Genomic DNA, 23,937 nt, shown 5'->3' on the forward strand with positions numbered 1-23,937 from the left:
TCAATTGCTCCAAAAACAATTATTTAAAATAATTTTCTTAACTTTAATTTAATATTAAAATCTATTTTTTATGGCCGTATTAAAAGTAATTGAAGTATTGTCTAGTTCAACTTCAAGTTGGGAAGACGCCACAAGAAAAGCTGTAACTCAAGCAGCAAAGTCTCTAAAAAACATTAGATCAGTTTATGTTCAAGATCAAAGCGCTTCGGTCAAAGATAACGAAATAACTGAATTCAGGGTAAATTTAAAAATCACATTTGAAATTGAATAACTTAACAAGCGTCTAATAACATAGGCGCTTTTTTATTTTTCTAAGATTTCTGTGTTCAATATCTTTGCAAAAAAAAGAATATGACGTCAATTGAAATTCAAAATTATTTCGAAACCATTAAAAAACTAATCTTAGAGTATTCTCCAAAATTTGTAGTTGCTGTTTTAATTCTTCTTGTTGGACTATGGGCTACCAGCTTTATAACCAAAACAGCAAAAAAGATAATGGTAAAACGTAATGTAGAAGTTACGCTATCAACTTTTATCGGAAATCTTATTTTTTGGACACTTCGTATTTTACTTTTTGTAACTGTAATTTCAAAACTTGGCATTGAAACTTCTTCTTTTGTTGCAATTTTAGGAGCTGCTGGTTTAGCGATTGGTTTATCGTTACAAGGTTCGCTTTCTAATTTTGCAGGTGGTATTTTAATTATTCTTTTTAAACCCTTTAGAATAGGAGATTTTATAGAGGCACAAAATGTTTTAGGAACGGTTAAAGACATTAAAATATTCTCTACAGTTATCACGTCGCCAGATAACAAACAAATTGTAATTCCAAATGCCGCCTTATCAAATGGAGTTATTACCAATTATACAGCAAATGGTTTTAGACGAGTTGACTTAATTATTTCGGTAGATTACAAAACCGATTTACAATTAGCCAAATCTACTTTAGAAAACATTTTAAAATCAATTCCAGAAGTATTACCTGAACCCGCAGCAGTAGTATTTATAAATAATTTAGCCACTAGTTCTATTGACTTTGCTGTAAGACCTTTTACAAGCAATGAAAATTACTGGAAAGTAAAATCAGAAGTGTTAGAAAAAACTAAAGTGACTTTTGATCAAATTGGTATAGAAATACCATATCCACATCAAGTAGAAATTCACAAAGAATAATTATTTTATTTACTTAGATAAAACGAAATCTTTCAAATAATAAGGTTCAAAATAAGCGACATCAACAAAGTCGCTTATTTTGTATTTATCAAACGATAATTCACTCATTTGTATAGCCGATGGAAATATGACATTAGAATGAAACTCAAATTTATCACCGGTTAATGTATTTTTAAATTTTTCTGTTCCATCGCCAACCAAATGCATTTTTTCTGAAATTTCTTGATATGAAGTTTCATCAATAATTTCGGCTTGCGTATTTCTGATTTGCTCGTGATTTTTATCGTAAATAGCCGTAAAAACTTCCATTCTGCGAGCATCAATCATTGGAATGATGATTCCGTCTTTAATTTGAATTTGCTTTGCTAAAAGTTGCAATGTATCAATAGCAATCATTGGAATATTCAATGCATAACAAAATCCTTTAGCCGAAGAAACGCCAATACGCAAACCCGTATATGAACCCGGACCTTGACTTACCGCAATTGCATTCAAGTCAGAAAATTGCAAATTATTTTCAGCCAGTAATTCTTCGATAAAAACGTGTAATTTTTCGGCATGAGAAAAATTTTGCTCTGCAATTTCTTTGCATGCAAGCGTTTTTCCTTCCTTTGCTAAAGCAACAGAACAATTTTTAGTAGCGGTTTCTATATTCAGAATAATAGCCATATTTGGTTTTTTGAATTGCAAAGTTAAGAAGATAAACCCGTAAAAAAAATAAGGCATAGTTTCCTACGCCTTATCTACCCAAATTAACTAATAAGAAATCTATTTCTTACTCTCTTTTTTATCTTTTTCTGTTTCCACACGAACTTTATCATTTGAAACTAAATCTTTTGAAACCGTTGTATAAGGTCCAATAATAATTTCTTCACCCGGTTTTAAACCCGAAATAATTTCAATATTGGTGTCGTCTTGAATTCCTGTTTTAACTACTCTCAATTTTGCTTTATCTCCAACTTTTACAAAAACACATTCGTATTTTTTATCACTTTTTGGAGCCGTTCCTTTTTGTTCTTGCTCTTTTTTATCTAATTCAGCAACAACATCTTTCTTAACCGAAGTCGTATCATCTTTAACTACAACTGCGCTAATTGGCACAGCTACAATGTTTTCTTTACGTTTTGTAATAATGTCAACTGTAGCAGTCATTCCTGGTCTAAATGGAGAGAAATTATCTGGTTTTCCTTCTAATAAATCTTGGTAGGATTCTTTTAAAATTCTAACTTTTACTTTAAAATTTGTAACCTGATCTGCTGTTAAAGTAGAACTTGCTGAATTTGAAATACTCGTAACAATTCCTTTAAACTCTCTTTTTAAATAAGCATCAACTTCAATATTTGCAGAATCACCAATGTTTACTTTTACAATATCGTTTTCATTAACATCCACTTCTACTTCCATATTGTTTAAGTTCGCAATTCTTAAAATTTCAGTTCCTGCCATTTGCTGCGTTCCTAAAACTCTTTCACCTAACTCTACATTCAACAACGAAATTGTTCCGTCAGCTGGAGCATAAATAGTTGTTCTTCCTAAGTTGTCTTTAGCTTCAGTTACTGTTGCAGATGCACTTTGTACTTGGTAATAAGCCGATTGTTTATTGGCAACCGCAACTTCATAAGCCGATACAATTCTATCCCATTCCGATTTTGAAATGATTCCTTTTTCGAATAATTTTTTGTTTCGATCGTAATTGGCTTTAGCTTCTTTTACTTGAGCGTCTGCCTGACTTAAACCTGCTTTTGTAGTTGACATAGAAGCCACAGAACGATTCACTCCAGATTCATATAAATCAGGATTGATTCTTACTAATAAATCTCCTTTTTTAACTTGTTGTCCCTCTTTAATTGGCAAAGCAATGATTTCACCTGAAACTTCAGATGATATTTTTACTTCAATTTCTGGCTGGATTTTCCCTGTTGCCGAAACCGTTTCTACAATTGTAGTTTGAGCAACTTTTGATAATTCAACGACTTTAGATTCATCGTTATTTCCGATTATACCACCTTTTTTAAGTCCAACTAATAACAAGATTAATCCGATTGCACTTCCTAATAAAATGAATATGGTTTTCTTTGACATGACTAGGTATTTATATTTTATTATTGTTTTTTAATTAATGGAATTCCAAAATAGAATTCTAATATTTTGGTTCTAAAAATGTAATCGTATTTAGTTCTTAATACTTCTGATTGTGCGTTTTCATAAGCTATTGTAGATTGAGAAAAATCAAATGAATTCATTAAACCTACTTCATAACGCTCTTTTGAAAAATTGAACGATTGTTTTCTAGCTTCTAAAGTTTTTTGAGCTGCTTCAAATGATTTTTTAGCATTAATAACATCATTATAAGCTTGATACACATTTCGCTCTAAATCTAACTCGGCTTGTTTCAGCTGAAATTCTGAACGCTCTTGATTAATTTTAGCACGTTGTACTCTTCCTCTTGTAGCAAATCCATTTAAAATTGGAACGCTTAACTGTAAACCAACAGCTGTACCATCAAATAATGACAATTGATCTGCAAAATTAAATGGTGTACTTTCAGACCAACGAGTATTATACCCAACAAAACCTGTTAATGTTGGTAAGTAAGAAGAACGTGAAATAGAGACATCTTTTTTAGCAACATCAACATTTGACAAAGCTATTTTCACATCTTTAACCGATTCTTTAGCTTTAGCCAAAATAGCCTCCTGAGTTTCATTTGTTATATTAGACATTGGCAAATCAATCACTTCATCTGAAATATCAAACGTAGCATAATCTTCTAACAATAAAGTTTGACACAAAGCAACTTTAGAAATTAAAAGTGCATTTTCAGTACTAATAATTTGTTGTTCTTGAGTAGCATCTGTAGCTTGTAGTTCGAATATATCTCCCGCAGGAAGTGAACCTGCTTCTATTAACTCTTGAGTTCTTTTGATATTTTCTTTAGTAACTAAATTTTGATTTTTTTGAACTTTCAATTGTTCTTTATTAAACAATATTTGTAAGTACGAATTTGCAATTGAAAGAGCAATATCATCCTTCATTTTGTCTAAACGATATTTATTTGCTATCTGATTTAGTTTAGATCGCTGCAATGTTTTCCAATTAGCCAAACCATTAAACAACATTATATTTGAGTTTGCAGAAGCTGAAAACGATTTAAATGTTTGATTTTGAAACTGGTTTGTAACTGGGTTAATACTTGCTCCTGTATTTATACTATAATTTGCATTTCCATTCAATGTAGGTAAAAAACCACCAATAGCTTCTAGCTTTTCAACATCTGAAGTTTTTAAATCTAATTCAGACTGCTTAATCGAAATGTTATTCTTAATAGCATAATCTACGCACTCCTCTAAAGTCCATTTCTTATTCTGTGCCGAAAGTTGAAAACCTATCAACAATAGAAAAAAAACTATTTTTTTTGTTATCATTTTATGTGCTTTTATTCTCATTTCTTATAAGACCTCTTTTTCAATATTTTGTTACAGTATATCAATTAAAATTTTACTTTTACATCGAAAATTAGATTTCCTATGAAAACATTTCTTGTAATTTTTGCCTTACTTTTTACCTTGCTTCTAACCATTTCATGTGGTACAGCAAAAAAAATTGATGCCATAAAACCAGCACCTTCAAACGACAACCCTGTAGTTTTTAAGAATAAAGTTTCTTTTATTTCAATGCCTGTTGAAATAACATTGAAAGAACTCGAACAACAACTAAATAAAAATGTAACCGGATTAATATTTAACGATTCTATCTTAAATGATGATAAAACCGAAATGAAAATCTGGAAAACAGCTCCAATTAAACTAAGTGAAAAAGACGGAAATATTATTTCTGAAATTCCTCTTAAAATTTGGGCAAAATTCAAATACGGAACTGATTTTATGGGATTAAATGATACTCGTGAAATCAATCTAAACGGAATCATAACTTTAGACAGCAAAACGCATTTAACCAATTGGAAACTTACTACTACTTCTAAAATAGAAGATTTTGAATGGAGTGAAAGCCCTACGATTTTGGTAGCTGGAAAAAACGTTCCAATTACTTATATCATCAATCCTACATTGAGTATGTTTAAATCGAAAATTTCCAAAAAAATTGATGAAGCTATTGACAAAACCTGTGACTTTAAACCTCATGTTTTAGACGCTTTAGACAAATTAAGCAATCCTATTTTAACAAGTGAACAATACGAAACCTGGTTTAAAATGGTTCCTTTAGAATTATATGTTACCGAAGCCAAACTTAACAAAACTAAAATCATGTTGAACATGGGATTAAAATGCAACATGCAAACTATGGTGGGACAAAAGCCAAAAAGCGGGTTTGATGCGACTAAAATTGTATTGAAACCAGTTGAAAAAATTCCGGACAACACAACTGTTTCGGTAGTGGCGGTTTCTACATTTGAAAGCGCAAGTAAAATTGTGACTAAAAATTTTCAAGGACAAGAATTTGCATCGGGAAGTAGAAAAATAACTGTTCAAAAAGTAGATTTATGGCAAAAAGATGGTAAAATGATTATTGCTTTAGATGTTTTAGGAAGTATTAATGGAACAATTTATTTATCGGGGATTCCAAATTACAATCCTATTACCAAAGAAATCTATTTTGATCAAATGGAATATGTTTTAAATACAAAAAGCGTTTTAATGAAATCGGCTAATTGGTTATTACATGGCACCATTTTAAAAAGTATTCAAGAAAATTGTCGCTATTCGATTAAAGGAAATTTAGAAGAAGGCAAACAAAACATGAAACCTTATTTAAACAACTATTCTCCAATGAAAGGTGTTTTTATAAATGGAACTATTAATGATTTCGAATTTGAAAAAGTTGAATTAACAGACAAAGCCATTATTGCATTTATTACCACTAGTGGAAAAATGGATATTAAAGTGGATGGATTAGAATAAAACAAAAAAGTCGTTTCAATTGAAACGACTTTTTTTATATCTCTTTTTTCTTACGGTATTTTAATCTATAAATGGCATAGCCTAAAACCCCAACTAATATATATGGAATCGCCATTAAATATACTATTCCATCGTTAACGGCTTCGGCCTTAACACCACCTTCTTCGCTTTCAAGTGCAGCACGACACATGGCACATTGCGCTTGAGCAGAAATGCTGATGACGAAAAAAACGATTCCAAATAAAAACTTTTTCATCTAATTTGCGTAATAAGGAGAAATCATTAAATAAACAACCACACCAGTAACCGCAACATATAACCAAATAGGAAATGTAATTTTTGCTATTTTTTTATGTTTATCAAATTGTTGTGACCACGCTTTTACATAAGTAGTTAAAACTAAAGGAATGATAATAATTGATAATAAAATATGCGTTATTAGGATAAAATAATACACGTATTTAATTACACCTTCACCACCAAACTTAGTAGAATCAGAAGTCATGTGATACGCTACATACATTCCAAGGAAAGCTACTGAACAAGCAATGGCAACTTTCATTAAATTCTCATGTAATTTTCTGTTTCCATTTTTGATAGCGATAACCGCAGCAACTAAAACCACAGCGGTTAATCCATTAATAGTAGCATAAATTGGAGGTAAGAAAGATAGAGGTTCTACATCATACCCTAATTTTCTCAAATTCACCCCAAAAAGCAAAGCTACTACTGCCGGAATTGCAACTGATAAAACAACAATAAGTTTGTTATATTTTGTTTCTATATTATTTTCCATAATTATTCTTCAAGTAATTTTTTAATATCTTCTTTGATTGCTTCAACTCCGGCAGCATCAAGTCCATCGTAATATAAAATTGGATTTCCTTGTGCGTCTTTTCTGCATCTGATTTTTCCGTCTTTGTCAATTAAAGCGAATAAACCCGAATGTTCAAATCCTCCAGCAACTTTATTATTTTCACCTGCATATAAATTAAAGCCTTTATTTGCAAGGTTGTAAATATATGCTTTGTCACCCGTTAAAAAATGCCAATTATAATGCTTTACTCCTAAAAGTTTGGCGTGTTCTTTTAAAACCTGTGGCGTATCATTTGATGGATCAATGGTAATAGAAACAATTCCAAAATTTGGATTCCCATAAAATTCGTTTTGCAATTGCAACATGCTTTCATTCATTTTAGGACAAATCGTAGGACAAGTAGAGAAGAAAAACTCTACTACATACACTTTTCCTAAATAATCAGCATTAGAAATGGTTTTATTATCTTGATTCGTTAATTTAAAAGATGGAACTGGACCAATTTCAACTAAATCTGATTTTTGAAATTTAGCAATGATTTTTGGTACTGCCCAAATTCCGAAAATCAAAACGATGAATGAAATTCCGATGTATGATTTATTCTTCATGAAAATTACTTTTGTTTTTCAATATTCTCTTTGATGTTATCACGGAAAGCATCTTTTCTTTCGTTTTTATTCTTCTTAAGCGCCAAACGATACTCGCGAAGAATGATTTTTACGTCATCTGTCATTTCATTATGTAAATCGGCTGCCGAAATAGTATTGTAACTTTCTTTGTACTCCTCCTCACCTTTTTTGTTTTTGCCTTTTCTTCCGCGATGATTCAATTCTTTATCTACGATAATTACTGCAGGAGTTCCTTTATTTTCATCCAATTGTCCTATCAATTTATAGCTATCATAGAATTCTTGAATTTTGTCTGGAGTTGAAAAAACAAATCTCCATCCTTTCATATCACCAGTTATTGGTGCTAATTCATCTATGATTTGTTGGCATTTTTTTTCATTTCCTAAAGGAACCACCATTATCATTTGAAAATCTTTAAAGCCTTTATACTTATTATAAATCTTCTGATTTAAATTAAAAAAGTTACCGCGGTTTTCAATAACACTATCACCAACAAAACCTAAAACCGTTATCTTACCTTTCATAGACTCTTTCGAGCCATCTAAACTTGTCCAATCGACTGGAATATCTTTATTATTCTTAGAAATTCTTGGTAAAAAAAGAGAATTATGAGATGCCGTTGAAAAAACTAAATAAATAGCGATAGGCAATATAAAAAGTGAAATGAGGACTAATTTATTTTTCATTATATGAAACTTATTTTGTTCATACAAAAGTAAAAAAAATCCCGATGTAAATCGGGATTATATAATAGAAACAAGTGTTAAAATATCCACTTTAAATGACCTGTTTTATAAACATCAAAAACATAGTTTCCTTCAACTAATAAAATAAAAGATAGATAAAGGATTAAGAAAACTACTGTCCAAACGATAGATCTTCTAAACCATTTTTTCTCACCTTCCATGTGCATAAAAGCCCAAGTAATATAATAAGCTTTTACAATAGTTAAGATGATAAATAACCAGTTAAGCAAGTTCATTCCAGCGAAATTGTTAAAAAACAATGCCTTTGGTTTATAGATACCGAATAAAACTTCTACGATAGTAATTACAGATAGAATTCCAAAAACTACCCAAATTCTTTTTGTATTTGATTCGTGTGCGTGTGCCATGATATACTTTTATTAAATAATTATACTAAATAGAAGAAAGTAAATACGAATACCCACACTAAATCTACAAAGTGCCAGTACAATCCAACTTTTTCAACCATTTCGTAACTTTTTCTTTTCTCGTAAGTACCTAATAACACATTAAAGAAAATGATGATATTAATCAATACTCCTGTAAATACGTGAAATCCGTGGAAACCTGTAATAAAGAAGAAGAAGTTAGCAAATAATTTATGACCGTATTCGTTTCTAACTAAGTTAGCACCTTCTACAACATACTTAGCTTCAGCTAGTCTTTTTAAAGACTCTTCTCTTGATAAAACAGTTTTATGTTTTTCAGCATTTAAATACTCTGAACGAACTAAAATAGACTCATCTGCTTTAAAACCTTCAACAACTTCATTCACAGAATAAGTTGGTAAAGTTGCTTCATCCATGAACCAAACTCCGTTACTTCTTTCGTGTTGAGTTCTTGCTTCTGGTAATGTTGCTGCAAAATCAGCCAATGCTACTCTTTTAAAAGTACCATCTTCTTGTTTTTGAACAAATTGCAAGATTGAACCTCCTTTAGTTTCAACAGCACCATATTCTCCCTTGATGAAGTTTTTCCATTCCCAAGCTTGAGAACCCAAGAAGATAAAACCACCAATAATAGTTAAAAACATGTAGAATGCTACTTTTGTTTTTTTCATGTGATGACCTGCATCTACAGCTAATACCATAGTTACAGAAGAGAAAATTAAGATAAAAGTCATTAACGCAACATAATACATTGGCGCATTAACACCATGTAAAAATGGAAAGTGGTTAAAAACTTCATCGGCGATAGGCCAAGTTTCAATGAATTTAAATCTTGAAAAACCATACGCGGCTAAGAAACCAGAAAAAGTTAATGCATCTGATAAGATGAAAAACCACATCATCATTTTACCATAGGTTGCTCCTAATGGTCCTGGACCTCCGTCTAAAGCGTGTTCGTCTGTAATAACTGTCGCTCCCATAAATTTTTTAATTGTTAAAAAGTTCCCAAATTTATTATTTTTTTTCTATTTGAAAAAATAGAAAAATAAAAACAAATAAACCCAAATAAAATCCATAAAGTGCCAATACATCGCACTTAGCTCTATACCAAGGGTTTGAGCCGAATTGTATTTTTGTTTATAATGATTATAAATTACTACTAAAAGCGAAATAATACCCCCTAAAAGGTGAGCAATGTGAACCAAAACAGCAATATACAAAAATGAAGTCGTTACATTACTTTCACTTCCTGTAAAGAAATAGCCATTATCAATTACTTGTCCAAATCCTTTAAATTGTAATACTATAAACGCGATTCCAAGCGCTAAAGTAATCAATAAAAACATTGAAGCACCATTTCTGTTATCTTTTTTTGTTGCTTGTAATGCTAAGTAAAAAGTAAAACTACTTACTAACATAGCTACTGTACTGATTACAAATGCAGAAGGCAATACAAAATCTTTCAACCAATCTGGTCTTGATTTACTTACTACATAGGCACTTGTTAGTCCAGCGAAAATCATACAGATGCTAATCATTCCAAACCACAACAACATTTTGTACGTTCTGCCTTTGCGAGCTTGTTCTTCTTCCAAAGTCATTCTATTTTCCATAACTATCGTAAAAATTTATCTATAACATATATTATTTGCAACAACGAAATATACGAAACACTAACAATCATTAATTTTCTTGCCGCTTTTGCATCCATTTGTTTGTGTAATTGTACCGCATAAAACAACATCCATAATCCTAACAAAAATACGATTACCGCTGCAGTTTTCGATAAAATCAAATTACCGGTAAATCCGAAAGCTGGAATTATCGAAGCTAAAATCATCCAAATCGTATACAAAATAGTTTGAAGTGCAGTTTTTTTATCGCGTTCTCCTGTTGGCAACATAAAGAAACCAGCCTTTTTGTAATCGTCATATAAGAACCAACCGATTGCCCAAAAATGTGGGAATTGCCAGAAGAATTGAATAATAAATAACGTTCCAGCTTCAATTCCGAATTGACCTGTTGCCGCTACCCAACCTAACATAAAAGGAATAGCTCCAGGAAATGCTCCAACAAAAACAGAAAGCGGAGTTAATGTTTTTAATGGAGTATATAAACTCACATACATGAAAATCGAAATCGCGCCAAACATAGCAGTTTTAGGATTTACATTATACAAAATAGCTAATCCTAAAATGGTTAAAACGCAACCTAATATAAAAGCATTTTGTTTAGAGATTCTTCCAGAAGGTAACGGACGGTTTTTAGTTCGGTCCATTTTGGCGTCTAATTCAATTTCGATGATTTGGTTGAAAACATTTGAAGCACCAACCATGCAATAACCTCCAACGATTAATAGCACTAAAACTAACCATTGAAACGGTTGTTCCTCGTTAAATCCTAACAAATAACCAGCAATAGTAGAAACCACTACACTAATAGATAAGCGTGCCTTTGTAATTTCTACAAAGTCTTTGTAAAGAGATTTTTTAATTTGAGGTTGTGTATTTGTGTCCACTTTAGTGTTTTTCGCTGTGAAATTGCGCGCAAAGATACGATATGAAAATTAGAATTTAGAATTTAGAATTTAGAAAATTCGTTAAATCTATTAATAATCAAAATACCAGTTAAATAAATCGCTTCTTAGTCCAATTGAAAACCAAGTTGTGTTTGATTTTACAGTTGCAGCAGTTTCAGTAGTTGGATCGAAATTTCTGAACATAACATTTCCAAAAACTTTTAAATTTGAAGCTGGATTAACCAAATACCCTACTTGTAAATCGGCAATCATAACCGTTGTTTTATTTCCTTGTGCAATCGAAACCCCGGTATCGTAAGGACGATTTTCATCGTAATCTAAATAGATATTACCTCCGTAGTTGAAGTTATCAGTTCCGTTATTGAAATCAAATCCGCGTTGGCCGTAAATTAATTTCGCATCAGCAAAATATCTTCCTTTGTAATAACGTGCAATAGCAATAAATTCTCTAAAATTCGCTCCCCATAAATGCCCCATACTTTGATTGTTGTGACCATAATTAGTAATAGGATCACTATGCGAATACACATAAGGCCGCACTTGGTTGTATTCTACTTGAAGTAATAAATTCTTTATTTTAAACGCATCATAATATTTTACTCCAATTTGGTAAGCAAATTTATTTCTCCAACTTTGATTGCTTTGTTTTACATCACCAATTGCAAACTCGTCAATTAAAAACTGTCCGTAGAAGTTAATTTGATTGTTCCATTTGTATTTTGAAGTTAATCCAAGTAATGCATTTCCTGTTTTAGACGATGAGCCAAACTCAACCGTTCTGTAAAAAATTAATGGATTCACAAAATTGAAATCGAAACCTCTATCGTTGGTATTCGTCCAAACCACATTTTCAAAGAAACCTAAATTCCATCTTTTCGTTACATTCCAACTCAAATAATGACTTGCCATGTATTTAGTAGCATAGGTTCCGTCAACTGTAGCAGCATCACGAACGTCTTTTAGCCACATGTAGGTATTGGTGTATTTAATTTTCCAAAAAGTAGTGTTGATTTTGAAATACGGATATGGGCTTGCACCATCACTTTGTAATAAAGAACGATATCCATCACCTAAGAAATTTCTTCCGTAACCTAGTTGTAGATTTATAAACTTACTTGGTTGGTATTTGATATTTGCTTCAGCTAATGGAAAATCATAAGCATCATCTTTAAAACGTTTCGCAATTCCAATTCCTGGAATAATCGCTGGATTTCCTCCCGAAGGACGAATACTTTCTGCATATGCATTGTAATAATCAGCAAATCTTCCTTGACTTTCATAGATAGAAGTTGTGAAAGTTAATTGCTTTCCTAGACCACCATTAACAATTAAACCTCTAGTGTTAACAAATGTATTCGAAGCTTCACTTTCTGTATCTTTTCCAATTCTAAAATCGAAAATTGGATTTAGAGTGAACCAATATTCTTCACCTTGAATCGCTACTAAATTTTCGTTCCATAGTTTTCTTCCCCACCAAGATGCTTGTTGTTTCAGAAAAGATTGGTTTGCCGTTTCGAAATCATAATATTTTGCTACTTCATCATACGAATAAGGTTTTGAAGCCGTATGGTTATTGCTTCCTACTTGATTTAACAAAGCATCGAAAACACCATAATTTTGATGTGAAAACTGCACAATTCCCGAACTTTTAAATTGCGGATTTTCGAATGGTTTTATCACCAAATTATCGTATTCAGATAATTCTTTTTTGTTATCAATTAACAGCGTATTTGTTTTGGCATACTTAGTAGCTACATCTTCTTGTTTGTTTGGAGCAACTAAAGGAATATTGATTTTTATAGAAAATTTGGAATACGTTGGCTTTCCTGCATAAGTAGCAGGTGAAACTTTTGGCAACGATTCAAAAACGCGAGCAGCTTCTTTTTTTAGTGACTCATGTGCTGCGTCGGTATACAAAACCTTGAAATTACCTGTAGTATCGACTTCAAAAACAGCAATTACGGTTCCTTTGTAATTTTGTTCTTGAAGTTCTTGTGGTACTTTAAAATTATTATAAAAATAATTTTGAATCGTATTATAAAAACAAGATTCTTGTTGTTTACCAATTGCATTTACGCAATCAGGAAATTTCGGAAATTGTTCGCTTGAGGAATTTTGAGCAAAAGTCGTAAATCCGAAAACCAACAACAGTAAACAGTATATTTTTCTCATAAGATATTTTTAATAATCGCTATTTGAAATTTCGCCATTTGCAATTGCTTTAGCAGCTGAAGTTCCAATTCGCTTTACGCCTAATTGAACCATTTCTACAGCTTCATCATAGGTTCTTACTCCACCTGCAGCTTTAACTGGTAGCGGACAAGAATTTTCAAGCATTAATTTAATGGTTGGAACTGTAGCTCCATTTGGAACACCCTCTGGCGTTTTATAAAAACCTGTTGATGATTTCACAAATACCTTATCGTATTCTTTTTCGCTGAAATTAGCAATCACCACATTCTTAATTAATGCCGATAATTGTACAATTTGATGATTATCTAAAGCTGCTACTTCAATAATCCATTTTACAATTTTATTGTGAGCTAACCCTAATTTAGTTCCTTGTAAAACTTGTTCTTTTACAATATCAATTTCACCTCTTTTAAAAGCTTCATAATCTACAACATAATCTAAATCATCAACACCATTTTCTATAGCTTGTTTGGCTTCAGTCAATTTATCCTCTAAAGTTCCATTTCCTAATGGAAAATCGATAACCGTTCCAATTGTAACTTTCGAATTAGCCTCATGAATCATTTTTCTTGCCATAGCAACTTTGTCTGGTCGAATCATGATTAATTTAAAATCATTATCAATGGCTTCTTGAATACAATTTTTCACAACTTCAGTATTTTCTTTTTCAGAAAGATTCGCCTGAGCTGCGGTTTTAAGATAGGTTGAGTCTAAATATTGTTTGATGTTCATTTCACAAAGAATTATAAAGTGTAAAAATAAAAAAATCCCATCGAAATGGGACTTTTTATCACAAATAATATTTAATTATTGAATTTTAAACACAACTGGGATGGTATATTTAATTCTTACCTCTTTATTTCCTTGTTTAGCAGGAATTAATTTAGGTATTCTTTTCACGGCTCTTTCGGCTGCTTTTTGCATTTCTGACGAAGCTCTCTTATTATTTATCGCTACAACATTTGTAATAGCTCCGTTTTCATCGATAACAAATTCCACTTGGGCAACCCCTTGTTTTCCTATCGCCAAGTCTCCTTCAGGATACACCAAGTTTTTCACAATCGCTTTAGCCAATTGCTCATCAAAACATGCTTTTTGTTCTGCTCTACTCAACCCCTTACATGCTGGAAACATAGGTAACTGCTCAACAGTAAATGCTGTTGGCGTTTCTACGACACCTCCATTACCATTTTCTTTTGGAATTTCTGATGGAGTTGTATCGGTATTATTTTGATTATCTGATGAATTATCTTGATTAGCCAAGGTTGTTGTGTTGTCCTCTTTTTTAGGCTCGGCTTTTGTTGGCTTAAAAACATGAGTTACTTTAGGAACATTACTTACAACAGGCTTTGTTGTTTCTTGTGGTTTTGTAGTTGGAGCTGGATTATAAACGTAAGTTGGCTCTGAATAAATACCAGTAGAAATAACATGACTAAAGGGTTTTGATACATCCTTAAAATTAAATTCTAAAATAAAAAGCACAACTAACATGGTTGCAATTAAACCAACTTGAAAATAGATAAAGCTATTTTTTACTCTTTTCGGGAAATCAACATTTGCTTTCATGATTATATAGATTAATAGTTAACGGTTTGTTAATTAATCTATACAATTTATATGCCAAAAAAAAATCCCAACTCGAAAGTTGGGATTTAGTATTATTGTAATTTGAATGTAATAGGTTGACTGTATTTAACTCTTACAGGCTTACCTCTTTGCATACCTGGTTTGAATTTAGGTAATTTGTCAATTACACGTTTTGCTTCTTTTTCTAAAAGTTCACCACCTTTAGGACCACGAACTTGAACATTAGTAATACTTCCATCTTTATCAATTACAAATAAAACAGAAACTCTACCTTGAATTCCATCTTCCATAGCCTTTTCTGGATATTGTTGGTTTTTCTTAATGTGCTTAGCCATTTGCTCCATAAAACAATCTAAACGTTTGTTTTTTGCAACACCTTCACATCCAGGAAATACTGGAACATCTTCAATAACTGTAAAAGGAACTTCTTCATCAATTTCTTCAGCAGTTCCACCTTCTTCACCATAAGAAGAAGCTGTATTAACTACAACCGCTTTATTTTCATCAACTTCTGTAGTTTCAATCTTTTTCTCTTCAAGCACTTGTTTGTTATCAACAATTTGAATTACCTCTGGCGCTGGAGGAGGTGGTGGTGGTAGTCTTTGTGTAGGAGGCATTGTAAGAATAACTTCTTCATCTTCCATTGCCATATTATCTGAAACTACAAGTTCAACTTTTTCTTCTCTAGGATCTTCCGTCTTCATTTCAATGCTCACATACGTTAACATTAAAACAGCTGTTAAACCAATAAGGAAATACAACGAACTATTTCTCTTAGGGTCTACATTAGGATTTTTCTTTATTTCCATAATTTTAATTTTGAGGTGCTAATATAGTTAATATTAGAAATGTTTTAAAAAAATTTATTAAAAAATTTATACTTCACACAATAGAATCCGAAATATCCAATAATTGCACCCAATGAGTTTGCAAATACATCATATAAATCAGGCTCTCTTGTAGTTGTTAATAGTTCTTGTAAAACCTCAATAATTATGCCATAAACTATTGCAAATACAACAATAATAAAACTATATTTTTTTGAATAAAAGTTTTTATGCAATGCAATACTCCAAAACACAACAAAAAAGAAGTAAAACAAAAAATGTACAAGCTTATCATTTCCTGGTATTGCTACCTTGGGGACGCTATTAAAACTCACTAAACTTGCAACTGTAATGAAAACAGTCCAAACAATAGCGAAAAATAAAAAATTACGCTCCGATAAGTGCTTTATAATCTTCACTCGATAAAAGTGCATTTATTTCAGAAGCATCAGAAATTTTCACTTTCACCATCCATCCATCTCCATAAGGATCTGAATTTACTTTTTCTGGATCTGATTCTAAAGAATCATTAAATTCAATAATTTCACCAGATAGTGGTAAAAACAAATCAGAAACCGTTTTAACAGCTTCTACTGTTCCAAACACCTCGTCTTTATCTAACGTTTGATCTAAAGTTTCCACTTCTACATATACGATATCACCCAATTCTTTTTGAGCAAAATCAGTAATCCCTACAGTTGCAACATCGCCGTCAACTGAAACCCATTCGTGGTCTTTAGTGTATTTTAAATTAGTTGGTATATTCATTTGGTTATAATTTTTTGACGTACAAATGTAATTGTATTTATTGAATTGAAAAAAAGGTTTTTGTTATTTTTTTACATAAAAAAACACCCGTTTAAAAAAATACTTTCTAACGGGTGTTTTACTTTATAGTTAAATTATTTAATTCCCAAAATTGTATCGTAAGGTAAATCCACTTCTAATATTAGTTGTTGGAAAAGATGTTGAAATAACTGCTTGAGAAAATTGATGATCATAGAAGAAAATTGCGGTTAAATACTTACTAAACGAATAATCTGCTGTTAATTTTATAGACCATAAATCTTGTCCTCCTCCCAATTGATTATTATCATAATCTAAATATCGAACAATGGTATTACTTTTTCGTAATGAAAAATCAGCCTTTATATTGATATCACTCTTTATAACTCCCGCAGTATTATCCGCTAAAGCAGAATTAATGGTAACATCTTTAATTCTATATCCAAGACCAATTATGTATTCGTTATCACTAACCTCAGTAAGTAGATTATTATCAAAACTCATATTAAGTGTTCTTCCTTTTTTAATTTCCGCTAAGAATTTAAATGAATTTTTTAACGTCATATCAACTTTCACTAAAGGATTAAATTGTTCAGTAAGGTTAACATTAGACACAATCTTATTCGCATAAAAATTACCATTAGCATCTACTGGAGCGTCATTCAAATTAGAACGAAAAGCATTAACATTATAACTTGCTCTGTAACCATGTTGGATTGAGAAGGTTTTGAAATTATCTTTAAACCAAGAATAACGCATTAAACCTGTATATTTAATATTCCAATTTGGTAATGGCGTATTTCTAAAAACTCCCGTTGCTACTTTACTTGCATCTTGACCGGAATAAGCTGCAATGAAGGAAGGCAATAATACTTGTTGGCTATTTTTACCGTAACCAACCGGATATCCTTCAGCATCTCTCGGGAAAGTTGCAGAACCGTAGTAACTTTCTGCTAATCGATTTGCTACAACCAATCTGTTATCTCTCAAATCTTGAAAGGCTTGAGAAAAATTCACATCGCTTTGAGAGAATGAAGTTTTAATTAATATTGTTGAAATATTAAAATTACCAAAATCGTATGGCGAACGAGAATTATAATTCCCATTAGTCACATCGTACTGCTCTGAAAAATTATAAGTATAAGAACGATCTGCACTTAAATCTATTTTCAAATCAGGGAATACTTCTAACTGAGCTGTCAAATTCAATTTTTTATTTTCTACTTGAGTGAAATTTTGGTTAAACTCTGGAAATGATGTCAACCATCCATTTCTTGCAGCTTCATAACGCACATCCGCTTGGCTTCCAAAAACAAAACCTAAAGAAGGTTTAGAAGAACCAAAGAAACCTAAACCAGGTAAATATCCCGGCAACACAGTCCCTTTATTTTCAGTATAATTTACTTGAATATTTTTTACGCTTGTTATAACACCTATTAATCCCGACATAAAAAGATTGCGTTCATTAGAAATATTATTATTTCCAGCTGAAGTAACTTTTTGACCAGGTTTTGGCGCTACTTGCTTATTTTTAGGTGCATTTTTACCTTTATTTGACTTCGCTTTAGTTAAACCTACATACTTATAAAACATATCCATATTCAAAATAGTATTCAACTTATGAGAACTCGCGTTTTGAACTGTATTACCTAATTGATACGTTGTTCCATCTTCTGCTTCTATACTTGAAAACGCATCTGAAGAACGTTGCCAATTATAATCTCCTGTGTAAGTATAAGTAGATTTTACAAAACTAAATATTGGTAACTTATTAATTGGAAGATCATAATTTACCACAAATTGTTGATTGTGTTGATTTGCTGTTCCTGTATTCCAGTAATCATCCCAAATGTCCAATCCATCAATTGGTAAGTTGTTTTCATCTAAATAATTTCTAACGATATTATTAGAAGCCGCTGTATAATTTACACGTAATGATTTTGTGATATTATAATTGAAACCATATTGATAATTAAAGAAATAATTTCTTCTATATAAATCTCCTAATCCAACACCTTCAACATCTACTAAACGGAATCTCTGTTTGTTAAACTGTCTTAGTATGGTAGAACTGAATGAAATATTTGTTGGTAAGAAATTAAAATTAAAATCACTCAACAATTTATAATAATTACTCTTTTTAAATACTTTAGTTTCTTTAAAAGGCTCAACAGTTAACGGTTTAAATGAAAAAGCATAATCTACTGTAGATCTATTTTGTTGATCAATTAAATTTTCAATTTCATAATCATGATGTTGCGTTTCGTTTAATGAGTACGAAAGTGTTAAATTCTCAACATCATAAAAATGAGGTTTTTTCTCTGGATTTTTCTCTTTTTTAACTCCAATTAAGTTGATACTTGTTCTCTTTGTATAATCAATTGCTCGATTTTCGATATTAGAACGATCAGTCGGATTTGTAGTAAGATCTAACAATTGTTGTAGTTCAATATCTTGATAAAAAGGATCGTATTTTGGCGTAATAGTTTGTTCACCTACTCCGTAATTAAAAGGTAGATTAATTCCCCATTTTTTTGGTAATAATTTCCCTAAATTTATATTTGTTACAATGTCATATTGAAAAACATCTTCTCTACTTCTTTCGTTTGGACCTTGTTCTAAAGATCCAAATCCAATAGTACTCATTCTGGTAGTTGCAGATACGGTAGCAAAATCAGCTAAATTAGAATCTAAATTAGCTACAGCAGCATAACCGCCTTTATTATCCATATCAGACATACGCAACTCATTGAACCAAACTTCACCTCTTTGAATTTGCCCTGATTTATTTTTTACACCAATCATTAAAGTTCTAACTAGACCAAAATTAGGATTTCCTTTTATTCCTAATGTTAACCTATCATTTGAAGAACCTAAATTTTCCTCTTCAACAAAACCTATTCCGTTTGCATCATAAGTGATTGAAGCATCATTAGCTAAAGCCAATATTTTTAATTGAGTTAAAAGAGAAAATGGCACATCTATTTCATTTTCCGATGGCCAAATTGCCTCAGGAGATGATGCTCCATAAGCGGTTACCTTTAAAGGAATTTCAACTTGATAAAAGTTATCTGTAAAATCATTTCCAAAACGAATAAAAGCGGTTAGGCCTTCATCTTGTAAACCTCCATTTTCAGTAGCTTCAGCATGTAAAAACATACGCAGTTTTTTATACTGACGCATATCGACACTTACATTTTTGAAAACAGCTCTTGAGTCGTTTGGTTGTAAACCATTTGCAATACCACCTGTTTTATCATAAACTCTCAACGACAAAGATTGTTCATTTTGATTTATTACCGTATTGTTATTGTATAATTGTTCTCTAACTACTCCAGGAGGCGTTACATATTTAATTGGAGTTCTATCTCCGTTTTCTTGAATGTTTAAAGCCACAACATCAAACGCAGTATTATCATCATCAGTTTGTGGATCATTAAAATCTAATGAATTTACGTAGCGTCTCCATTCTCCTCTTACTAAATCTAAAGCTCCAAAACGTAATGTGACTTCATCTTTAAAACCAGTCATATACATTCGCATAAAACGAATCGATCTAAAATCGTTGATAGGTCCTACTTTATTTGCATCTGTAAATTCTTGAATTGGAATTTTATATAAAATCCATCTAGCATTAGCCGTTTCTCCATTCGGTAATACTTCTGTAGATTTTCTTGAATCTACAATATAATTTTGACCAACTGGAACTCCATTATCGGCATCCGGATATTTCAAGATTGGCACTTCAAATTTAAAGTAGGCATTAATTGTATTCATCGTATTATCACGATTGATGTCTTCAACATCAGGATACGTTGTGTTACCTCTATTATTATCCGTTACTGATACGGGAGAATTACCCTCAAAACCATTATAATTTTTATATCTTGTAACAATATCACCTGTTGTATTTAAATAAAATTGATAATTATCTGCTGATGGATCCGATTGAGATGCGAATGTTGGGAATTTTAAAACTTCATCGTTATCGGTTAAACCATCAAAACCTGCATCTTGAACCGCTCTATTTCCCCCATTTGTATCAAAGGCATAAATTAATGATTGTGCTGCCGGAACTTCTCCCCAAGAGGTTGAAACTACTGGCTGAAGGGAATTTTCTTCAGGCAAACCATTTTCATATAACTTTCTTCCATCTCTCAAAATATCCTCTGAGATTTCACCTAAATTGAATACTATTTTTCCAGTATTTGTAGGGTCTGCAACATCTCCTGGATTTCCATAATAAGGATCTAACACCCAAAACTGAATATATTCAACATTTGACTGTTCGAAATTGGTTGAATTTATAGAACGCATAATTCCACCCCAATTATCCGGAGCTTCAATATCTGTAAATTGATTAGTAGCAGCCAAAGTAGGATTAAAGTTATATGGACCTCTATCTTTTGGATAATAAGTTAAATCTAAAGTATTAATTACTGTTGATTGTCCTTGAGCAATATCAGTAACTGGATACAACTCTCTACTAAAAATTCTTCTTGTTTTATTCAAAGATAAATCCGCATCAGATATACCTGCTGGTGGCTGAATGTAAAAAATAGGATCAATAGTATACCATGACATTTTAGCTCTTTTGTAACCAACACTTAAAGCATCTACCGAAGTTTCATTTGATGTTGGATCACCATCAAATGCGCCTTCTAAAGGAATACTAGCTAACGACCAAGCTTGTGGGCTTCTCATGTCAATGGTTGACTGCGAACCTTCAAAATCATCAATGTAAGATGTAGGTTCTCCATTAAATTGGTCCGCTTTTGAAGCGCCTGGCTTTAAATAAGCAATTTCTCCTCTTAAGGAAATATTTGAAGGAACATCGGTATCAATATTTGGAAGTTTGTTTACTAATCTTGTTAAAAAAGGAACTTCAGTTGAGTAATTTCCATTAAATCCAAAAATAGTATTATTAACCGATTCTTGTCCATAATTAGATTTGGTTGTAAATGGTCGCTCCGACATGTTTAACATTGTTGCGCCTAATAAGAACTTGTCATTAAACTTATGTTCGACATTGAAACCCCAAAATCTTCTTGTTTGCTGACCAAAAACCGAATTGTTTTCTACCGAAACTTGTATAGGTGTACTAGCTAACGACGGATCTAAGATATTAACTTTACCCATCTGGTAATTAACGGTATAGTCTACACCTTCAACTAAAACTCTTCCTCCAGCAGTTACAACAACAGAACCTTGTGGCACATTAAAAGCACCAATCGAAATTCCATCGCCACCCATAGATTTAAATCGCCCTTTTAATTGAAATTTATTTTTAGCACTCTCTTGTAAAGCGGCAGCTTGTGTTGTTTTATATAAATTTCTAAAAACATACTTAGCCTGATTGCTGTTATAAGTTAATGGGTCATCGTAATTTTCAGCAAGTGTAGAAACATCTAACTTATTAAATAAGTGTTTTCCAAAAGGTTCAACTTTTAAGAAAATAATTCTCCCTTTTTGAGCATCAACAGTTAAACCTGGATAAAAATCGAAAAAACCATCTCCGCCTTCTTGAGGGTCATTCGTAAAATTCAACTTATCTAAATCAAAAACTTTTAATAATGGTGTTTCAACAACATCTGCTGGTAATGGATCCGTTCCCGCTTGAGTAATATAATTTAAAGGAGAAGGATCTGTATATAATATATTTAATTTAAAATCATCTTGTTGTAATTGAGCACCTCCAGGAATTTGATAAATATTTTTCATCATAATGTTCCATGTTGGCATGGTAAAATATGGTCCAGAACCCCCTACTTGATATTTATCAATTGTTAAATTACTTTTTAACAATTTCAAAATTAAGGCTTGAGAACTTGGAACTCCAGAAGCATCAACGTTTGTAGCATCTACACCGTCTGTACCAAATTCACCGACTTGATAAACCTGATCACCAACTGTATATTGATAAGCGACAGCCAAAACTTCATCATTTGCTAAACGCTGATTAAGGGAAATATAACCAAGTTGAGGATGAAATGTAAACTCTGAAGCTGTTAACTTTCTTGCATTTTCTAGTTTAGCAAAGTCAACCCCTTCAGCCATTCCTGGAATATTAAAACCATTAGACGCGGTAGAAACATCTCTAATAGAACTATTCAAAAAGTTACTTCCAATATTTGTTGGGTCAAATTTATTGTTTCCGTTGTTTGATGGGTTATCAGCAGCTACATTATAGAAAGTTGGATTGGCTGTGGTATTAACATGAACAGTTTCTTCAGGCAAAACATTGGTTAAAGGACCTTCACCTATATCTTGTAAGGCTACTATGTTTCTTAAATTATTTTCTGTTGAATTTACTCTATTTTGTTTGTTCGTAATCCAAACTTCAATTCTGTTAATTTGAACACGTGAATTTACATAAGGAAATGTTTCCAAAGCCTTATCATATTTATCCCTAAAGTATTGCGATAAGAAATAGTGACGATCCACATCATAATCTAATGCAAACAACTCAAAATCTTGGAGTGTTCCTCCACCTTGCGCTGTTACCGATTTAGTTTGCGATTTTTGCTCTGAAAAAACTCCAGTAAATGTTGTCTTACCAAATTGTAACTGAGCTTTAACTCCAAACAAACTTTGTGCGCCTCTAATTAAAGAATTAGATAAAGGAAAACTAACGTTACCCACTTCAATTTTTTGAATAATATCATCCTCAGTAGGTGTATATTCTAATTTTATTAGGTTTTGAAAAGCAAAAGTTGATTGTGTATCATAATTTACGTTAACATTCAAACGAGTTCCTACTTTTCCTTGAAGACCAACACTAATTCTTTGATCAAAATCAAAACTTATTGTTTTTCTATTTCTAGGAGAAAAAGAAGGATTATCTTGTTTGGTAAAACGAACTCCTAAATCCAATTCGACAGAACCTGTAGGCTTTACATCGATTGTATTTCCACCAAAAATTGTTTCAAAAAACTTAGAATTAACATAATATCTGGGTAGTAAGTTCTTCTTAGCCTCTTCAGAACCCGCTTTTTTACCATCAATTGCTGCAGATTTATCCTGATAGTATTTACGCATTTGCTCACGCAACACCAATTCTTCATATTGCTTTGGTGTTAGTATCATTGGATAATTGATATTAAAACCGTCTACAGAACTGGTATAAATATAACGATCAGATGCAGGATCATAAGTATATTTATCCAATATACTAGCTGGATTTGGCAAACTTAACTTACCTAAATCAACACCTGTTTTCACAGAATCTTTTTCTTCTTCATCTACCTGAGCTTGTAGCGAAAAAGAAAAAAGCACACATAATAATGCAAGGCTATGTTGTAATTTATTTATTGCTTTTATAATTATGTCTTTCAA

The 23,937-nt window shown here is 31.7% G+C and carries 21 protein-coding genes; 3 read left to right on the plus strand and 18 right to left on the minus strand.

Annotated features, from left to right (window positions below; translation table 11 throughout):
• The first annotated feature begins 70 nt into the window (after positions 1-70).
• Together BP92_RS0101030 and BP92_RS0101035 are read left to right on the plus strand one after the other, a co-directional pair.
• Positions 71-271, plus strand: a complete 201-nt coding sequence (locus BP92_RS0101030; RefSeq protein WP_026724334.1) for a dodecin family protein — start codon at positions 71-73, stop codon at positions 269-271.
• 80 nt (positions 272-351) lie between these two features.
• Positions 352-1,170, plus strand: a complete 819-nt coding sequence (locus tag BP92_RS0101035; RefSeq protein ID WP_026724335.1) for a mechanosensitive ion channel family protein — start codon at positions 352-354, stop codon at positions 1,168-1,170.
• A 9-nt stretch (positions 1,171-1,179) separates the two neighbouring features.
• Here the strand turns inward: BP92_RS0101035 and tsaB are convergent, their stop codons facing one another.
• The 3 genes from tsaB to BP92_RS0101050 all read right to left on the minus strand — a co-directional run bounded on the left by tsaB (position 1,180) and on the right by BP92_RS0101050 (position 4,592).
• Positions 1,180-1,839 (minus strand): tRNA (adenosine(37)-N6)-threonylcarbamoyltransferase complex dimerization subunit type 1 TsaB, encoded by a 660-nt coding sequence (gene tsaB / locus BP92_RS0101040; RefSeq protein ID WP_026724336.1) that lies wholly within the window; start codon positions 1,837-1,839, stop codon positions 1,180-1,182.
• Positions 1,840-1,938: 99 nt separating this feature from the next.
• The gene (locus tag BP92_RS0101045; protein ID WP_026724337.1) at positions 1,939-3,252 is read right to left on the minus strand and encodes an efflux RND transporter periplasmic adaptor subunit; all 1,314 of its coding nucleotides are present in this window, start codon (positions 3,250-3,252) and stop codon (positions 1,939-1,941) included.
• Positions 3,253-3,272: 20 nt separating this feature from the next.
• A complete protein-coding gene (locus BP92_RS0101050; RefSeq protein ID WP_026724338.1) occupies positions 3,273-4,592 on the minus strand; it encodes a TolC family protein in 1,320 nt (439 codons plus the stop codon).
• A gap of 105 nt (positions 4,593-4,697) precedes the next feature.
• Here BP92_RS0101050 and BP92_RS0101055 point away from each other — a divergent pair, with 105 nt between their 5' ends.
• Positions 4,698-6,089, plus strand: coding sequence for a DUF4403 family protein (locus BP92_RS0101055; RefSeq protein ID WP_026724339.1), 1,392 nt, complete (start codon positions 4,698-4,700; stop codon positions 6,087-6,089).
• A 34-nt stretch (positions 6,090-6,123) separates the two neighbouring features.
• Here BP92_RS0101055 and BP92_RS0101060 read toward each other — a convergent pair whose 3' ends face one another.
• The 15 genes from BP92_RS0101060 to sov form a co-directional block, all read right to left on the minus strand.
• Entirely contained in the window at positions 6,124-6,345 is a 222-nt protein-coding gene (locus tag BP92_RS0101060) for a hypothetical protein (RefSeq protein WP_026724340.1), read from the minus strand.
• Entirely contained in the window at positions 6,346-6,885 is a 540-nt protein-coding gene (locus BP92_RS0101065) for a DUF420 domain-containing protein (RefSeq protein ID WP_026724341.1), read from the minus strand.
• A gap of 2 nt (positions 6,886-6,887) precedes the next feature.
• A complete protein-coding gene (locus BP92_RS0101070) occupies positions 6,888-7,514 on the minus strand; it encodes an SCO family protein (protein ID WP_026724342.1) in 627 nt (208 codons plus the stop codon).
• A gap of 5 nt (positions 7,515-7,519) precedes the next feature.
• Positions 7,520-8,221 carry a hypothetical protein gene (locus BP92_RS0101075; RefSeq protein ID WP_026724343.1) on the minus strand — a complete coding sequence of 234 codons (702 nt, stop codon included), beginning with the start codon at positions 8,219-8,221 and terminating at the stop codon, positions 7,520-7,522.
• A gap of 77 nt (positions 8,222-8,298) precedes the next feature.
• A complete protein-coding gene (locus BP92_RS0101080; RefSeq protein WP_026724344.1) occupies positions 8,299-8,649 on the minus strand; it encodes a cytochrome C oxidase subunit IV family protein in 351 nt (116 codons plus the stop codon).
• 20 nt (positions 8,650-8,669) lie between these two features.
• Positions 8,670-9,650 (minus strand): cytochrome c oxidase subunit 3, encoded by a 981-nt coding sequence (locus BP92_RS0101085; protein WP_026724345.1) that lies wholly within the window; start codon positions 9,648-9,650, stop codon positions 8,670-8,672.
• Positions 9,651-9,695: 45 nt separating this feature from the next.
• Positions 9,696-10,283, minus strand: a complete 588-nt coding sequence (locus BP92_RS0101090; RefSeq protein ID WP_026724346.1) for a cytochrome c oxidase subunit 3 — start codon at positions 10,281-10,283, stop codon at positions 9,696-9,698.
• Between the two features lie 2 nt (positions 10,284-10,285).
• Positions 10,286-11,188, minus strand: coding sequence for a heme o synthase (gene cyoE, locus BP92_RS0101095; protein WP_026724347.1), 903 nt, complete (start codon positions 11,186-11,188; stop codon positions 10,286-10,288).
• 90 nt (positions 11,189-11,278) lie between these two features.
• On the minus strand, positions 11,279-13,381 hold the full coding sequence (locus BP92_RS0101100; protein WP_026724348.1) for an energy transducer TonB: 2,103 nt from the start codon (positions 13,379-13,381) through the stop codon (positions 11,279-11,281).
• Positions 13,382-13,390: 9 nt separating this feature from the next.
• The gene (gene deoC, locus BP92_RS0101105; protein ID WP_026724349.1) at positions 13,391-14,134 is read right to left on the minus strand and encodes a deoxyribose-phosphate aldolase; all 744 of its coding nucleotides are present in this window, start codon (positions 14,132-14,134) and stop codon (positions 13,391-13,393) included.
• A gap of 75 nt (positions 14,135-14,209) precedes the next feature.
• On the minus strand, positions 14,210-14,968 hold the full coding sequence (locus tag BP92_RS16615; RefSeq protein ID WP_051604339.1) for an energy transducer TonB: 759 nt from the start codon (positions 14,966-14,968) through the stop codon (positions 14,210-14,212).
• 92 nt (positions 14,969-15,060) lie between these two features.
• The gene (locus BP92_RS0101115) at positions 15,061-15,798 is read right to left on the minus strand and encodes an energy transducer TonB (RefSeq protein WP_026724350.1); all 738 of its coding nucleotides are present in this window, start codon (positions 15,796-15,798) and stop codon (positions 15,061-15,063) included.
• Between the two features lie 44 nt (positions 15,799-15,842).
• On the minus strand, positions 15,843-16,250 hold the full coding sequence (locus BP92_RS17490; protein ID WP_084329603.1) for a VanZ family protein: 408 nt from the start codon (positions 16,248-16,250) through the stop codon (positions 15,843-15,845).
• Positions 16,204-16,584, minus strand: a complete 381-nt coding sequence (gene gcvH / locus BP92_RS0101125) for a glycine cleavage system protein GcvH (protein WP_026724352.1) — start codon at positions 16,582-16,584, stop codon at positions 16,204-16,206. The genes BP92_RS17490 and gcvH overlap by 47 nt, the downstream gene beginning before the upstream one ends.
• A gap of 138 nt (positions 16,585-16,722) precedes the next feature.
• On the minus strand, positions 16,723-23,937 hold the full coding sequence (gene sov / locus BP92_RS0101130) for a T9SS outer membrane translocon Sov/SprA (protein WP_394331850.1): 7,215 nt from the start codon (positions 23,935-23,937) through the stop codon (positions 16,723-16,725).

The organism is Flavobacterium sasangense DSM 21067 (assembly GCF_000686885.1).
Lineage (GTDB): Bacteria > Bacteroidota > Bacteroidia > Flavobacteriales > Flavobacteriaceae > Flavobacterium > Flavobacterium sasangense.

Excerpts from the sequence above, each read along its gene's own strand:
- deoC (WP_026724349.1), bottom strand. The coding sequence starts at position 14,134 with ATGAACATCAAACAATATTTAGACTCAACCTATCTTAAAACCGCAGCT.
- tsaB (WP_026724336.1), bottom strand. The coding sequence starts at position 1,839 with ATGGCTATTATTCTGAATATAGAAACCGCTACTAAAAATTGTTCTGTT.
- BP92_RS0101090 (WP_026724346.1), bottom strand. The coding sequence starts at position 10,283 with ATGGAAAATAGAATGACTTTGGAAGAAGAACAAGCTCGCAAAGGCAGA.
- BP92_RS0101075 (WP_026724343.1), bottom strand. The coding sequence starts at position 8,221 with ATGAAAAATAAATTAGTCCTCATTTCACTTTTTATATTGCCTATCGCT.
- BP92_RS0101030 (WP_026724334.1), top strand. The coding sequence starts at position 71 with ATGGCCGTATTAAAAGTAATTGAAGTATTGTCTAGTTCAACTTCAAGT.
- BP92_RS0101060 (WP_026724340.1), bottom strand. The coding sequence starts at position 6,345 with ATGAAAAAGTTTTTATTTGGAATCGTTTTTTTCGTCATCAGCATTTCT.
- BP92_RS0101035 (WP_026724335.1), top strand. The coding sequence starts at position 352 with ATGACGTCAATTGAAATTCAAAATTATTTCGAAACCATTAAAAAACTA.
- BP92_RS0101085 (WP_026724345.1), bottom strand. The coding sequence starts at position 9,650 with ATGGGAGCGACAGTTATTACAGACGAACACGCTTTAGACGGAGGTCCA.
- BP92_RS0101115 (WP_026724350.1), bottom strand. The coding sequence starts at position 15,798 with ATGGAAATAAAGAAAAATCCTAATGTAGACCCTAAGAGAAATAGTTCG.
- gcvH (WP_026724352.1), bottom strand. The coding sequence starts at position 16,584 with ATGAATATACCAACTAATTTAAAATACACTAAAGACCACGAATGGGTT.
- BP92_RS0101080 (WP_026724344.1), bottom strand. The coding sequence starts at position 8,649 with ATGGCACACGCACACGAATCAAATACAAAAAGAATTTGGGTAGTTTTT.
- BP92_RS0101070 (WP_026724342.1), bottom strand. The coding sequence starts at position 7,514 with ATGAAGAATAAATCATACATCGGAATTTCATTCATCGTTTTGATTTTC.
- BP92_RS16615 (WP_051604339.1), bottom strand. The coding sequence starts at position 14,968 with ATGAAAGCAAATGTTGATTTCCCGAAAAGAGTAAAAAATAGCTTTATC.
- BP92_RS0101065 (WP_026724341.1), bottom strand. The coding sequence starts at position 6,885 with ATGGAAAATAATATAGAAACAAAATATAACAAACTTATTGTTGTTTTA.
- BP92_RS0101045 (WP_026724337.1), bottom strand. The coding sequence starts at position 3,252 with ATGTCAAAGAAAACCATATTCATTTTATTAGGAAGTGCAATCGGATTA.
- BP92_RS0101100 (WP_026724348.1), bottom strand. The coding sequence starts at position 13,381 with ATGAGAAAAATATACTGTTTACTGTTGTTGGTTTTCGGATTTACGACT.
- BP92_RS0101055 (WP_026724339.1), top strand. The coding sequence starts at position 4,698 with ATGAAAACATTTCTTGTAATTTTTGCCTTACTTTTTACCTTGCTTCTA.
- BP92_RS17490 (WP_084329603.1), bottom strand. The coding sequence starts at position 16,250 with ATGCACTTTTATCGAGTGAAGATTATAAAGCACTTATCGGAGCGTAAT.